Below are 14,086 nucleotides of genomic sequence, written 5' to 3' on the forward strand. Positions count from 1 at the left end.
TGTAACAGCCAGGCAGATCGCCGCCGCTCGCGTTTCATACAAGGTGAGCCGCACCGCGATCGGTGCGCCAGATAACCCGGACGCGACCTCGGCGTGTCCTCATCCCGGCCCGCCGGTTCCCTCATGCCCCACGATATCAACACCCGCCGCCGCGGCGCGAGCCCGGCGACGCGCTCGTCGTCTTCCTTTCATCGTCTGTTCCGCCCCACCGTATTGGCGGCCCTGCTGGCGGGGCCCGCGTTCGGCGCGCTGGTGGCGCCGGTGAGCGCGCAGCAGGCCGCCCCGGCCGCGCGCGAGTTTCATATCGGCGCGGGGACGCTGGATCAGGTGCTGGGGCAGTTCGGCACCACCGCCAATGTGCTGATCGCGATCGATCCGGCGCTGACGCAGGGCAAGCGCAGCGCGGGCCTGGAAGGCCGTCATTCGGTCGAGCAGGGCCTGGCGCGCGTGCTTCAGGGCACGGGCCTGCTGGCCGTGGCCGAGGGGCCGGGCAAATATCGCCTGCGGCCCGACCCCGGGCAGGGCGGCGTTGCCGTGATGCCCACACTGACCGTGAGTGGCCGTCATGCCGACCAGGTGGTGACGGAGGGCGACCGCAGCTACGGCACGCCGGCGATCATGCTGGGCAAGCGCACGCAAAGCCTGCAGGAGATCCCGCAGTCGGTGAGCGTGGTCACGCGCCAGCTGCTCGATGACCGCGCCATCACGAGCCTGGGCGAGGCGATGGAGATCACGCCGGGCATCACGGTGCAGGACACCAACAGCTACGAGCGCGCCTACTACTCGCGCGGCTACAAGATCGAGAACATCCAGTTCGACGGCGTGCCCACGCAGTCGGGCAGCGGCTTTCTGACGCAGCCCGACATGGCGATCTACGATCATGTGGAAGTGCTGCGGGGCCCCGCCGGCCTGTACAACGGCGCGGGCGAACCCGGCGGCACCGTGAATCTGGTGCGCAAGCGCCCGACCCCGGAATTCGCGGTGTCGGGCAAGGTGAGCGCGGGCTCATGGAACAACTATCGCGGCGAGTTCGACGTGGGCGGGCCGCTGAACCAGAGCGGGTCCGTGCGCGGCCGCATGGTGGCGGCCTACCAGGACAAGGACGAGTTCTACGACATCTCGAACACGCAGCGCTCGGTGTTCTATGGCATCGTCGAAGCCGACATCACGCCGGACACCGTGGCCAGCGCGGGCCTGAGCTACGAGCGCAACCGCATGACGCCGTTTTATGGCGGCCTGCCGCGTTTCTCCGATGGCGGCGACATCGGTCTGCCCCGCGACACGTTCTTCAATGCCGCCTGGTCGCGCGCGCGCTTCGAGCGCACCACCGTCTTCGCGGACCTGAGCCATCGCTTCAACGACGACTGGCGCCTGCGGCTGGCGGCCACGCGCGCGCACGAACGCAGCCAGGACTACTCGGGCTCGGCCTTCGGCACGGTGAACCGGGCCACCGGACTGGGCGCCACGCTCTCGGCGTTCGACCAGACCGGCAGCTCGGTGCAGCACGCCATCGACGCCTCGATCGAAGGCAGCTTCCATGCGCTGGGCCAGCGCCACGATGTGCTGCTGGGCGCCAACTACTGGGAGCGCGACTACGACAGCACCTCGGCGCTGTACACGCCGGACAATCCGCGCGTGAACGTCTACGACTTCGATCCGCGCGACTACAGCGACTTCCCGACGCGGCTGGCGCGTACGCCGTCGCGCAGCAATGCCGTGACGGAGCAGGGCGGACTCTATGGCTCGCTGCGTCTGTCGCTGGCCGATCCGCTCAAGCTCACCCTGGGCGGACGCCTGAGCAACTACCGGAGCTCGTCGCAGAACCGGGTCACGGGCGTGACCACGCGCGCCAAGGACAGCGGCGAGTTCACCCCGTATGGCGCGCTGTCGTATGACATCACGCCCGACTGGACCACCTATGTGAGCTATACGGAAATCTTCCGCTCGCAGGCCACGAGTTATAAGTCGGACGGCTCGCCGCTGGATCCGGCCACCGGCGAGAACTACGAGATCGGCCTCAAGGGCACGATGCTGGACGGCCGGCTCAATGGCTCGGTGGCGCTGTTTCGCACCATCGAGGACGGCCGCTCGCAGAGCGACCCGAACGCACCCGCGCCGTGCCTGGGCTCGCCCACGGGCGGCGCGTGCTTCGTGAACGACGGCAAGGTGCGCAGCCAGGGCTTCGAGCTCGAGCTGACGGGCAGCATCACGCCGAGCTGGAACGTGATCGCGGGCTATACGTTCAACACCACCAAGTACCTGCGCGACCGCACGGCCACCGGCGCCGCGAGCGCCAACGAGGGCGGCACCTACAGCACGTTCACGCCGCGCCATATCTTCCGCGTGTGGAGCAACTATCGTCTGCCGGGCGACTGGAATGCCATCGAGGTGGGGGGCGGCGTGCGCCTGCAGAGCGCCAATTACAAGACCGTGAACGCCCTACGACTCGAACAGGGCGGCTACGCGATCTGGGATGGCCGCATCGGTTATCGCATCAATCGCAACCTGCAGGCCGCGCTCAACGTGAACAACATCTTCGACAAGAAGTACTACCGCACGGTGGGCAGCCTGAACGGCAGCAACTGGTATGGCGAGCCGCGCAGCGTGATGCTGACGCTGACCGCGCAGTATTGATACGGCAAGGAGACGCGCGCGTCGCGTGGCGCGCGCCGATCGCGTCAGCGCGTGCCGCGCAGGCGTTCGAGTTCGGCGGAGAGCTCGGCCACGAGCGCCTGGGCGCGTGCGAGCGGGTCGGGGCCGCTGGCGGCGGGCGCGGCAGTAGTGGCCGCGGCCGCCGTCGTGCCGCGCGTGGTGGTGGGGCGCGCATCGTGCAGACGGGTCTGCACGTGTTCGCCGCCCTCGCTCACGTCCACGTCGAACACGAGCTGTTCGGGGCGGTGCCAGGTGGTGAACCACTCGAGCGGCCGACCATGCTGGTCGTTGCCCTGGCCTTCGAGCATCAGGAGCGGCCCGCCCGCGCGGATGTCGAGCAGTCGCGCCTGGATCCTGTCGGCGGCCACCGCGCGGATCTGATTGCGGCCGGCGCCAGGCTGCAGGCCGAACTGATGGATCAGCACGCCGTGCAGCGAGGCATCCGTGAGCTGCTCGGCCTGCAGGCCGGCCACGCGTTCGGCGGGCAGCCAGGTGCGCACATAGGCGAGCGGCTCGCCACCCACATGACGCAACCGTTCGAGCCGCAGCAGCGGCACGCCCTCGAAGAACGCGGCGACGTCGGCGGGCGCCTCGGCCGGTTCGAGGCTCAGTACCCGCGTGCCCAGGGCAACGCCGGTCTGTGCCATCTGCTGATACAGGCCGGTGGAACGCTGGACCAGCCGCCGGTGCTGGCGCGGCGCCAGCACCACGGCCGGGCGGCCCGCATCGCGCTGGACCAGGCCATCGGCCGCCAGGGCCGCCAGAGCCTGCCGCACCACGCTGCGCGCGACGCCGTACTGCTCGCACAGCGCCGCCTCGCTCGGCAGCGCCGCGCCCGGCGGCGTGCGGCCGTCACGGATGCCGGCGCGCAGGAACGCGGCGAGCTGCGCGTGCAGCGGAACGTCGCCGGAGCGATCGAGGGTGGTGCGGGCTTTGGCCTTGGCGGGCGCCATGGAAATCAACCTCCAGTCTGAGCCCGCGCAGTTTCCCACACATGGCCCCAGCCCGGGGCGAGGTTGGCGGCACGTTCGGCGGCCAGGATCAGGCTGTCCTCGCGGGCGATGCCCTTGCCGGCGATGTCGAACGCCGTGCCGTGGTCCACGGACACGCGCACCACGGGCAGGCCCACGGTGATGTTCACGCCGTCGTCGCCATAGACCGACTTGAAGGGCGCGTGGCCCTGGTCGTGATAGCAGGCGATCACGAACTCCCATTTGCCGCGCACGGCCTGCGGGAACAGCGCGTCGGCCGGGATCGGACCGGCGGCCAGGATGCCGGCGGCGTTGGCTTCGGCCACGGCCGGCGCCAGGATGTCGGCGTCTTCGCTGCCGAAGATGCCGTTCTCGCCCGCGTGCGGGTTCAGGCCGGCCACGGCCACGGGCTTGTCGCCGCGGCCCAGGGCCTTGGCGAAGGCGCCCGCGAGGCGCAGCACCGCGCGCATGCGCGTGGGGTTCACGTCTTCGATGGCCTGACGCAGCGACACGTGGGTGGTGGCGTGGAACACATACAGATCGCCGGCCGACAGCACCAGCGAGAAGGTCTTCACGCCGAACTCATGGGCCAGCAGTTCGGTGTGGCCGGGCCATTTGTGGCCGGCGGCGTGCATGGCGGCCTTGTTCAGCGGCGCGGTCACGATGCCGTCGACTTCGCCGGCACGCGCCAGCGCACACGCCGTGGTCACGAAACGCACCGAGCCGTCGCCGGCATCGGCGCTGATCTCGCCCAGCTTGACGTGGGCCAGCGAAGGGCCGGCCTGCAGCACTTCGATCGTGCCGGGGGTGTTCGTCGCGTCGGCCGGACGCGCCACTTCACGCACGATGGCGGGGTCGCCGCCCAGGCTGCGCACGGCGTTCTGCATCACGGCCACGTCGCCGATCACGACCAGGCGCGCCTTCTGGCGCAGCGCGTCGTGACCCATCAGCATCTTGGCCGTGATTTCCGGGCCGATGCCGGCCACGTCGCCGAGGGTAACGGCCAGCAGGGGGACGGGGGTCGTAGGGGTTTGTGTCATCGCTTGAATCTCCGTTCACGGATCGCGCGCGCGGCGCGAACCAATACATCTTCCGTGCCAAAGCCACCGGCCTTGGTCACGATGGGCAGGCCGATGGCCGAGCCCCCGGTCAGCGTGCCGAGGGGCACGCCGCCCATGACTTCATCGGCGAGGTCGATGCCGCCGGCGCCGAGCGCACGCAGCACTTCACGCGCCCCGTCGCCACCGGTGGCGACCACGCCGCACGCGCCGGCCTTCAGCACGATGGCCGCGGCGAGTTCGCCCAGGCGGCGCGCCACGGTATCGGCGTCCAGGCCTTCGGCCTGGCCTTGCGGTGCCAGCAGCATGAGGGTGCCGTTGGGTTCCGCCTGCGCGGCCTCGGCGAGACGCGCCTCGCTCCAGGCCTGCCACGCGGACTCGTCACGCAGTTGCTCGAGCGTGGGCAGCCAGCAGGCGGCGCCCGCGCCGGCCAGCGCGGTGGCTTGCGCACGGGCCGCACTGTGTTGCGAGGTGACCACCACGACCACGGGCGTGGTCTGGTCGGCGCCGGCCCAGACACGGGCCAGCGGCGTGGCCAGGCCACCGGCGCCGATCGGCAGCGCGCGCTGGCCGAGCAGACCGCAGGCGTGTGCCAGGCGCTCCAGTTCGGCGTCGTCGGCCGCGTCGACCACCACGATCTCGCCCGCGGCGGCGATGCGCTCGGCGAGCGATGCCGCCGTATCGCCGGCCGACTGCGCCACATGCGCGCAGCCGAGCAGGGTGGGAATGTGGCTTTCGGTGACCGGCGTGACCGGGTCGGTGGCGGCCGAGGTCTCGGTCACGCGTTTGTCGCCCACGTACAGCACGCCGTCCTTGACGGTGCGGCCGGTGGCCGGGAACGCGGGGCACACGATGGCGATGGCGTCGTCGACCCAGGCTTCGCGCGCGGCCACGACCTCGGCCTTGAACGCGCCGCGCAACGTGGAATCGACCTTCTTGTACAGCCGGGTGACACCGGCCTCGCGCAGGCGCGCCACGTTGGCGCGCACGGCGGCGGCCGCGTCGGTGGCCGACATCGCGCGGCTGTGCGTGGTGACGGCGAGCACTTCGGCGGCGCAGTCGGCTTCGTTGCCCAGCGCCTCGTCAGCGTCGCCGATGGACAGGTGCGTGGACCAGCCGGCGCGCACGAATTGCACGGCGGTGTCGCCCGAGCCGGTCAGGTCATCGGCGACGATGGCGATCTTGGGACTCACAGGGCCTCTCCGCGTGCGTTGGACAGCGGCGGCGTCGCCGTGGTGTCTTCGACGTCGGCGGCGGGCTTGAGTTCACCGGCACGCTTCAGGAAATACGAGGCGAGGATCGGAGCCAGGATCGAGCTGATCAGCACGCAGGCCGCGACCTGCGCGGTGGCGGTCGCCACGTATTGCTGGAAGTTGGGATCGGCGGCGGCGACCACGGCCGGCGTGGCGATGGCGTTACCGGCGGTGGTGCCGGCCGCGAAGCCCAGGCCGCTCTTGCCGCCACGACGCAGGATGAGGCGATAGCCGAGGTAGACCAGGCCGCCGGTGATCGGGCTGATGAGCAGGCCCAGGATCAGGCCGCTGATGCCGCCGCTCACCACGGCGCCGAGGTTGATGCCGGTGCCGAGCGCGAAGGCGAAGAACGGGATCACGATGTTGGGCACGGGCTTGAGCGTGTCGCGCCACTTGTGGTCCAGATTGCCGACCAGCACACCCAGCAGGAAGGGCACCAGCGCGGCGACGAGCGCGATCAGCGGAATGTCGGCCAGGCCCGAGGCGCCGAGGAACAGCAGGCTGAAGAAGGGGCCGTCGTTCACGGCACTGGCCACGTAGGCGCCGCGGTCACGCGCATCGCCGTATTGGCCGGTGTAGGCGAGCCAGAGGCCGCCGTTGCTGTTGTCGAAGGCGGCCAGCATGGCGAGAATCGAGACCCCGAGCACGCCGTCCAGCCCCACATACGCGCCCAGAATGATGATGAGCGTGGCCGGGATCAGGGTCTTGGTCAGCAGGATGGTGCCGGCCGTGGCCAGGATCGGACCGCCGGTGCGCGTGTTGACCTGGGTGCCGGTCGCGAAGATCAACAGGGCGATCAGCGGCAGCGCGCTGTTCTTGAACAGGGCGGTCGTGAAGCCGCCGATGGCGAGCGCGTCGGGCGCGAAGGTGCCGATCAGCGAGCCCAGCACCAGCGGCACGAGCATCAGGCCACCGGGGATTTTCTGCATGGTGCCCAGGAAGGGCGAGGGGGAGGAAGCGGTCGTCACAATCGGAGTCTCCGTAGCGGACTGGTGGGTAAGTGCGGACGATCTCCGTCGCCCGTCGCAGGATGGGTTGAGACGATAGTGTACAACCTGTACGTACTGGCGGTACGTACAGGTATGCCGCGACTGTGGCCTGAACGCCGCGCAGCCCCTGCCAGCGGGTCAGACGACTGCCGAAAACCGCGGCGTGGGCGCCATGTCGAGAATGCCCGCCAGCGTTTCGAGCGCCCGGACGAGGCTGGCCTGGTCGGCCGCGCCGCCCAGCGAAATGCGGATCGCGTCGCTGGGCGCCTCGTGCAGGCTGAATACCTCGGAGCCGGTCACGCCCAGTCCGTGTTCCTGCGCGGTCTGGATCAGCCGGTAGGGCGTCAGGTGCGCCGGCAGACCGAGCCAGAGATGCAGGCCGTGCGGATGCGCGCGCGGGCGGCCGGGCAGGATGCGGGCGGCATGCTGCTGGCGCTGGCCAAGTTCGGCGCGGATGCGTGCGAGCAGGTCCTGCGCCTGTCCGCTCTGAATCGCGTGCGTGGCGATGGAGACGAGGCACTGTGGCGCCATCAGCGAGATCGAACGCAGCGCGTCGAGCACGGGTTCGATGGCTTCGCCGGGCGGCACGACCAGATACGCGGTGCGCAGCCCGGGAGCGAGGCACTTGGAGAGCGTGGACACGTAGTAGACCGGGCCCTGGCCGTGCGCGGCCAGCGGCGGCGGGGCATCGCCGGCCAGCAGCCAATACGGATCGTCTTCGAGCACCGGCACTTGATGGCGCGCGGCCACGGCCAGCAGGGCTTCGCGGCGCGCCGCGGGCTGCGTGATCGTGGTGGGATTCTGGATCGTGGGCGTCAGGTAGATGAGCGCGGGCGTGTGCTCGCGGCAGACCGCCTCGAGCAGATCGGGCCGCATGCCGTCGTCATCGCACTCGACCGGCACCACGGCCCGTTGCAGCACGCGCGCGGCGGCCAGGGTGCCCGGATAGGTGAGGGCATCGGTGACGATGCGGTCGCCGGGCTGGGTGCGTGCCAGCAGCACCGCCGCGATGGCCGCCTGCGCGCCGGGGCAGATCACGATGTGGGCGGGATCGATGCGGCCCAGCGCCGGTTGCAGCCAGCGCGCGGCGGCGTCGCGGTCGGCGCGCGCGCCCGCGCCCACGTGGTAGCTCAAGAGCTCGCCGCCCGCGAGGTCGGCCTGGACCCGTGCCATGCCGGCCTGAAACAGCCGCGCGGTCGGGTCGCTGCCCAGCAGCGGCGGAATGTTCATGCTGAGATCGACCGTGGTGCCGGGCGCGGCGGCGGCGGCGATGTACGAGCCGCCCGCGCCGTGGGCATCCAGCAGGCCGGCTTGCCGCACCTCGGTATAGGCGCGGGTCACGGTGGTGAGGTCCACTCCCAGCGTCTGCGCGAGCTCCCGCTGCGGCGGCAGGCGGTCGCCGGGCCGCAGCACGCCGTCGCTGACCGCGTCCGTGATCTGGCGCGCGATCTGCAGATACCGCGCGCCGGCGCCCGGCTGGAAGGCGCGAATCCAGGTGCGGTTGGGCTTCTTGAGCTTGCGGGAGGGTGTCGGTTTGTCCATGGCCAGGGGCGCTTCGCGATAAATCCACGCAAAATTACCATGCAAACCCCTGTATGTATGGATCGGCGCGCAGTCCTATGCGTTCGCCGCAGATGCTTATCCGGAATGACTATTTGTCGCCCGCCCCCAACGGCTCGCACCATGGACCTTGTCATCAGCGGCATGCGTGGTGGGCCGTGCGGGCCCGGCCGGCGCGGGCCGCGCAGGAACGCCGCAACGGCGAGGGGCATATGCCGGTCGTACATCTGGAACACAGCATCATTCATTACGAGGAGCACGGGCCGACAGACGCGCCGGTGATTCTCACCCTGGCGCCGGGCGGGCTGGAGTCCCAGGCGCGTTTCTGGCGCGTGCGGGTCAGCGGCGAGGCGAGGTCGTTTCCGGATCCGCGGCCGATCCTTGCACGCGACTTCCGCGTGATCGCGTTCGATCAACGCAATGCCGGCGGGTCGGTCGCGCCGCTCGACCGGCCGGCCACCTGGGACGACTACGCCGATGATCACCTCGGGCTCCTCGACCGTCTGGGCGTGACCGACTTTCATCTGCTGGGGGCCTGCATCGGCGGCCCGTTCGGCTTCAAGCTGATCGAGCGCGCACCGCAGCGGGTGCGGTCGTTCGTGGTGCAAGCCACGTCGGGCCTGGACGCACATAACCGCAAGGTCTTCGACACCTCGTTCTGGAACTGGGGCGAAGCCGTGCTGGCGCGGCGCCCGGACGTGCGCCGCGACACGTTGCGCGCGCAACAGATGGGCATGTTCGGGGGCGACTTCATTTTCTCGGTGACGCGGGAACAGGTGGCGCGCGTGAGCACGCCGCTGCTGATCCTGCAGGGGCACGACGCTGCGCACCCGGCCGCCATCTCGCAGGAGATCCATGCGCTCGCGCGCAACGCGACACTGGTCACCGAGTGGGATGGCCCCGCCAACGCAGGCACGTACGCCTCGCTCCTGACCGAGTTTTTCGCGGCCCACAGCCGGCAGCCTGCCGGCGCGGCCGCCCACGCCCTCTGAACCTGGTATCACCGTCATGTCTACGTATTCCCGCCGCCGCTTTCTCGTCCGTACCCTTGCCGCGGGCATCGCGGCGCCCTTGCTTTCGGGCCGGCTCGTTCACGCGGCCAGCGCCACGCGCCTGGTGGTGCCGCTGGCGCCGGGTGGGGCGATGGATCTCCTGGGCCGCTACCTGGGCGAGGTCCTGGCGCCGGTCTGGCAGACCTCGCTGGTGGTGGAGAACCGGCCCGGCGCCGGTGGCAACATCGCCTACGGCTACGTGGCGGGCGCGCCGGCCGATGGCGCCACGCTGCTTTTGAGCGGCAGCGCGCTGGTGGCGAACATGACGCTCATGCCCGGCATGGGCAACTACGATCCGATCGAGAGCTTCACGCCGATCGGCCTGGTCGCGACGAGCCCGCTGGTGATCGTGGTGCGTGGCGAGTCGCCCGTACGCACGCTGGCCGATCTGGTGGCGCAGGCACGCGGGGATGGCGTGAACGTGGGCACGCCGGGTTTCGGCAATGAGCCGCACCTCGCGCTGCTCAAGATCGGCCGGGCGCAAGGCGGGCAATGGCGCTCGATCCCGTACAAGGGCGCGGCGCCCGCGACGGTGGGCGCGCTGGCCGGCGAAACCGACGCGGCCATCGTGGCGCTGCCGGGTGTGATGTCGCATCTCGCGAGCGGCAAGCTGCGTGCGCTGGCGGTCGTGCAGGCGCGCCGCAGCGCCGTTGCGCCGGAGGTCCCCAGCCTGGTCGAAGCCGGCACCGAGATCCCGTTCAGCCCGTCATGGTTCGGCCTGCTGGCGCCCGCCGGTACGCCGGCCGATGTGGTGGCCCGGCTCACGACCGGGTTGCAGGCAGTCGCGGCGCGGCCGGATTTCCAGGCCAGGCTCACCGCGCTGGGTTTCGAGCTCACCGATAGCAGCCAGGCCGCGTTCCAACGCCAGCTGCGCTCGGACGTGAGCACGATGCCGGCCTTCCTCAAAGCGCTGGAGCACGCCTGAGGTCAGGCGCTCCGCGCTGCGGCGGTCAACGCGTCTGGCGCGCCCGCCGTGTCAGCCAGACAGCGGCCGCGCCGACACCGAGCACCAGCGCCAGCGCGCCCATCGGCAACCACGGATGCCGCGCCATGATGCCCTGCGCGCGAGCCCAGGCCTGGCGGTACACGAAGGTGGCGGCCGCGTCGAAGTCCGGCGGCGGGCAGTCCCGTCCGAAGGTCGCGCCGAACGGCACGTAGGCGCCATGGTCGATGTAGCGCTGGTAGATGGCACGCGCGCGCGGCGCGTTGTCGTTGATCACGTAGGCGGCGGCATGGCAGAGGGTCGCGGCGTAGGCCTGCGAACGCGGCATCACGAGATCGGCGGCGCGCAGCGCGTTGGACGCGGCCACCTCGCGATAGTGGTAGCGGCTGTACGGCCGCGTCTCGCTCGCCGCATAGCGTGCGCGCTCCGCGTCGGTGATGTAAGGGCCGCTCAGGGCCAGCTCGGCGCGCTGCGCGGGCGTGACGGGCGCCTGCGCGCCGTCGCGCTGCGGCAGATAGCGGCCGGCGCCGTACGAAAGAAATCCATCCCATATCGCGAAGTCAGGATCGAGTTCGCTGCCCATGATCGCCATGCCGTCGCGGCGCGCGATCCGCGCGGCGTCGAACCAGGCCTGCGCGCGCGTGGCGCGGCCCCATGCGTCGGACGCGCGTTCGCGGGCATCGAGATAGGCCTGCGCCTTGCGGCGCGGGGAGCCGAGCTTGTAGACATTGCGTCCGTCCACGTAGGCAGCGTCGAGAAAGCGGGGATCGTCGTCGGCGGGGAAGTACGGCAAGGCCTCGCGATACCGGCCGTCTCGCATCAACCGGCGCGCCAGCAACAGCCGCAGGTCGTCGGCGGCCGACAGCGCGGCCTGCGCGGGCTGGTCGGTCACGCCGCGCGTGCGCAGATCGTCCGGCAAGGGCGGCGTAGGCGGGGCGGGCACGCGCGCGTCGACGAAGCGCCGCAGTTCATCGGTGGTGAGCACGCGCTCGGCGATGTAGGCGGTGTCGCTCCAATACACCTTGTCGGCGTACGGCGTGGCGGGATCCTCGCGCGACGACACGGCATAGAGCAGATCCAGCGCCTCGACGAACTGCCCACGCGATAGCGCCACGACGCCCTGTTCGCCGGCCAGCAGCGTGCGATTGCCGCCATCCAGGCTGGTGTCCTGCGGGAAGGCCTGCGCGGCGCGGGCGTAGGCTTGCGCGGCCTGGTCCATGTCGCCGCGCCGGATGGCGAGCTTGGCGCGCACCCACCACGCGAGCGCGGTCTCGAGCTTGCCGGCCAGCGCCTCGGCCTGATCGTAGCGGCCCACGCGGTAGGCGAGCGCCGCCACGCGGTCGGCATCCTCGATAGCGGCGGGGCCGGCGCGCAGGAGGGCATCGACCAGCGTCACCAACGTGGGGTTGGGACGCACGGAGGCGCGGCCCTGGGCCGCGTCGGCGACGCCGTCGCGCACGGTGGCGTCGTAGTTCACCACGTTGTCGTAGGCGCTGCCGAGATCATCGTCGACGATGTCGCCCAGCCGCGCGAGGCCGTAGCTCACGAGCAGGCGCTGCCCCACGGTGCTCTGCATGAGGACGCGTGCCCGCGCCGGATCCTCGAGCGCCCAGCCCGCGATGAAACGCAGCGACTGCACGCCGCTGTCGGAGCCGCGCGCCGCCTGTTCGGCATAGAGCTGTACGGCCTTCTGGATATCCGAGGGCGCGATGCCGTCCGGACAGGTGGTGTTCTCCATGAAATCGACATAGTTGCACGGGCCGGCCGTGCCATTCAGATAGAGCAGCGCCTCTTCGCCGTAGCTGGCGACGGCCAGGCCGAGCGGATCCGCCGCGCCGGCCCGCACGAGCGCGCGCACCGCGCGCCACGGCTCGGGTGCATGGCGCGCCGCGCCGGGGCGGGCGTCGATCCGGGCGAGCGCGTAGGCCGCCCAGGCCGCGCGGGCGGCTCCCTGGTCGGGCGGCAGGTCCAGCACCGCCTGCATGCGTGCCCGGCCCTGTTCTAGGGGGGCCGGCGTGCCGTCGTCCCGCTGCAGGTCCACCGCACCGGCCGCGTACAGCCGCACGGCTTCGGGCAGGCCCGCACCCGCGGCGTAGGCCGCGTCGCCATCGGCTTGCCTGCGCATCTTGCGCACCTGATCGCGCTGGGCGCGCGTGAGCGCCGGATCGCCGTCCTCCGGAATGCGCTGGCTACCGGGCACGCCGTCGAAAATGGGCTCGCGCACCGCGTCGGCGATGCGATCGTCGGCGCGCACCAGCCGGCTCGCCTCGTAGGCGAAGCTGTTGGCCGGCGTGCCTTGCAGCGTGGCGGCGCGGTCGTCCAGCAGCTGCGCCGGAAACTCGGGGCCGCAGGCGATCACGATCGTGACGCCCGCCGTGAGGCCGAGCGCCAGCGTGCGTGCCAGCGGCTTAGGGTTGAACCTGGAAAGAAGTCGGGTCGTCACAGCGTATCCAGCCGATGTTGCGTTGGAAGCCCGGGCGCAGCAGGCCTTCGTGCGCGCGCCGCAGGTACAGTCCCTGATCGTCGTATTCGAGGGTATAGCCATTGATGCCGTCGGCATGGCGGCACGAGCCGCCCAGTCGCACGATGAACGGCAGCTCGGCGTCGGCATTGCCAGTGTTGGCCAGCAGCAGGTCGCGCGCGCCGGTCTGGCGCGGGTCTTGCGCCTGCACGCTCAGCCTGGGCGCCAGCGGCGCGCGTGCGAGCACGGCCTGCCAGGTGGGCAGGCTCCAGGCGCGCTGGTCGGCCTGGGTCGGCAGGCGAAACCACACGATGCCCGCGAGCCCGTCCGGCGCATCACGCTCCAGCGATGCGACGAATTCCGCCAGCAGTTGAGGCCGCGCGAGCAGCTCGGCATCGCGCCCGCCGCCTTGCAGCGCCGGGCGTTCGCTTTCGATCGCCACCACGCGTCCGCTGTCGTCCCACGCCACGCGGCTGCCATAGGCGGGCAGGGCCACGCGCCACGGCCGCGTCGTGCGCGTGGCATAGGCCTTGAGCCAGGCGCGGGCGCGCTCGGCATCGAAGAGCCCGCGCGAAGGCGCCATCACGGCATGCACCTGCAGCACGCTCTCGTCCACGGTGGCGAGCAGCGCGTCGAGCGCGCGGCTGTCGAGCCAGGTCGGCAGAGCGGTGATCGACAGCGGCACGTCCAGGGTCTTGCGCAGCGAAGCCAGGAATTCGGTATAGACCGGCAACTGCGAGGTCGCGCAGTCGTAGTCGATCTCCACGCCCGCCACGCGCACGCCGGCGGCGCGCCACTGCGCGATCCAGGCGCCGATGCGGACGCTGGCCGGCGCGGCATCCAGCGTGTCGGCGCGGCCGTCGATGCGCAGCACCATCACCACCGGTTGCTGCGTGGCCGCCAGCGCGGCGAGGTCGGGCCGTGCGTCGATGTCACGGCCGCCCGCGCTGGTCTCGCCCGCCAGCACGCGCCAGGTGCGCACCAGCCCGGCGCTGTCGCCCAGCGCGTCCGTGACGGGCGCGTTCCAGACGCGTTGCCAGACGTAGGCATCGTTCGGAAGGGGCACGCGCTCGGACTGGCAGGCGGCCAGCAGCGCCGCGAGCAGGGTGGTGCACAAGACGCGCGTCAGGGCCCGCCATCGCGGGGG

General features: G+C 71.0%; 10 protein-coding genes. 3 read left to right on the plus strand and 7 right to left on the minus strand.

Annotated features, from left to right (window positions below):
- Positions 1-123: 123 nt before the first annotated feature.
- A complete protein-coding gene (locus tag CAL25_RS05415) occupies positions 124-2,634 on the plus strand; it encodes a TonB-dependent siderophore receptor (RefSeq protein WP_094798939.1) in 2,511 nt (836 codons plus the stop codon).
- A 44-nt stretch (positions 2,635-2,678) separates the two neighbouring features.
- On the opposite strand, the gene CAL25_RS05420 is transcribed toward CAL25_RS05415, so the two are convergent.
- From CAL25_RS05420 to CAL25_RS05440, 5 genes are all read right to left on the minus strand, one after another.
- Positions 2,679-3,605: a GntR family transcriptional regulator gene (locus CAL25_RS05420; protein WP_094798940.1), complete on the minus strand. Its 927-nt coding sequence runs from the start codon at positions 3,603-3,605 to the stop codon at positions 2,679-2,681.
- Between the two features lie 5 nt (positions 3,606-3,610).
- Complete coding sequence (gene pdxA / locus CAL25_RS05425; RefSeq protein WP_094798941.1) at positions 3,611-4,663, minus strand: 4-hydroxythreonine-4-phosphate dehydrogenase PdxA; 1,053 nt, start codon at positions 4,661-4,663, stop codon at positions 3,611-3,613.
- Positions 4,660-5,874: a D-threonate kinase gene (dtnK, locus tag CAL25_RS05430; protein ID WP_094798942.1), complete on the minus strand. Its 1,215-nt coding sequence runs from the start codon at positions 5,872-5,874 to the stop codon at positions 4,660-4,662. Before dtnK ends, pdxA begins: the two co-directional genes overlap by 4 nt.
- Entirely contained in the window at positions 5,871-6,902 is a 1,032-nt protein-coding gene (locus CAL25_RS05435) for a 2-keto-3-deoxygluconate permease (protein WP_094798943.1), read from the minus strand. The genes dtnK and CAL25_RS05435 overlap by 4 nt, the downstream gene beginning before the upstream one ends.
- Before the next feature lie 159 nt (positions 6,903-7,061).
- The gene (locus tag CAL25_RS05440) at positions 7,062-8,465 is read right to left on the minus strand and encodes a PLP-dependent aminotransferase family protein (RefSeq protein WP_094798944.1); all 1,404 of its coding nucleotides are present in this window, start codon (positions 8,463-8,465) and stop codon (positions 7,062-7,064) included.
- 230 nt (positions 8,466-8,695) lie between these two features.
- Here CAL25_RS05440 and CAL25_RS05445 point away from each other — a divergent pair, with 230 nt between their 5' ends.
- Together CAL25_RS05445 and CAL25_RS05450 are read left to right on the plus strand one after the other, a co-directional pair.
- Positions 8,696-9,475 (plus strand): alpha/beta fold hydrolase, encoded by a 780-nt coding sequence (locus CAL25_RS05445; protein ID WP_170948393.1) that lies wholly within the window; start codon positions 8,696-8,698, stop codon positions 9,473-9,475.
- 16 nt (positions 9,476-9,491) lie between these two features.
- A complete protein-coding gene (locus tag CAL25_RS05450; protein WP_094798946.1) occupies positions 9,492-10,460 on the plus strand; it encodes a Bug family tripartite tricarboxylate transporter substrate binding protein in 969 nt (322 codons plus the stop codon).
- A 25-nt stretch (positions 10,461-10,485) separates the two neighbouring features.
- Here the strand turns inward: CAL25_RS05450 and CAL25_RS05455 are convergent, their stop codons facing one another.
- Complete coding sequence (locus tag CAL25_RS05455; RefSeq protein ID WP_094798947.1) at positions 10,486-12,921, minus strand: hypothetical protein; 2,436 nt, start codon at positions 12,919-12,921, stop codon at positions 10,486-10,488.
- On the minus strand, positions 12,887-14,056 hold the full coding sequence (locus CAL25_RS05460) for a DUF3142 domain-containing protein (RefSeq protein ID WP_249278963.1): 1,170 nt from the start codon (positions 14,054-14,056) through the stop codon (positions 12,887-12,889). The genes CAL25_RS05455 and CAL25_RS05460 overlap by 35 nt, the downstream gene beginning before the upstream one ends.
- Positions 14,057-14,086 lie beyond the last annotated feature (30 nt).

Origin of the sequence: Bordetella genomosp. 5 (assembly GCF_002261315.1) — a bacterium.
Taxonomy (GTDB): Bacteria; Pseudomonadota; Gammaproteobacteria; order Burkholderiales; family Burkholderiaceae_B; genus Bordetella.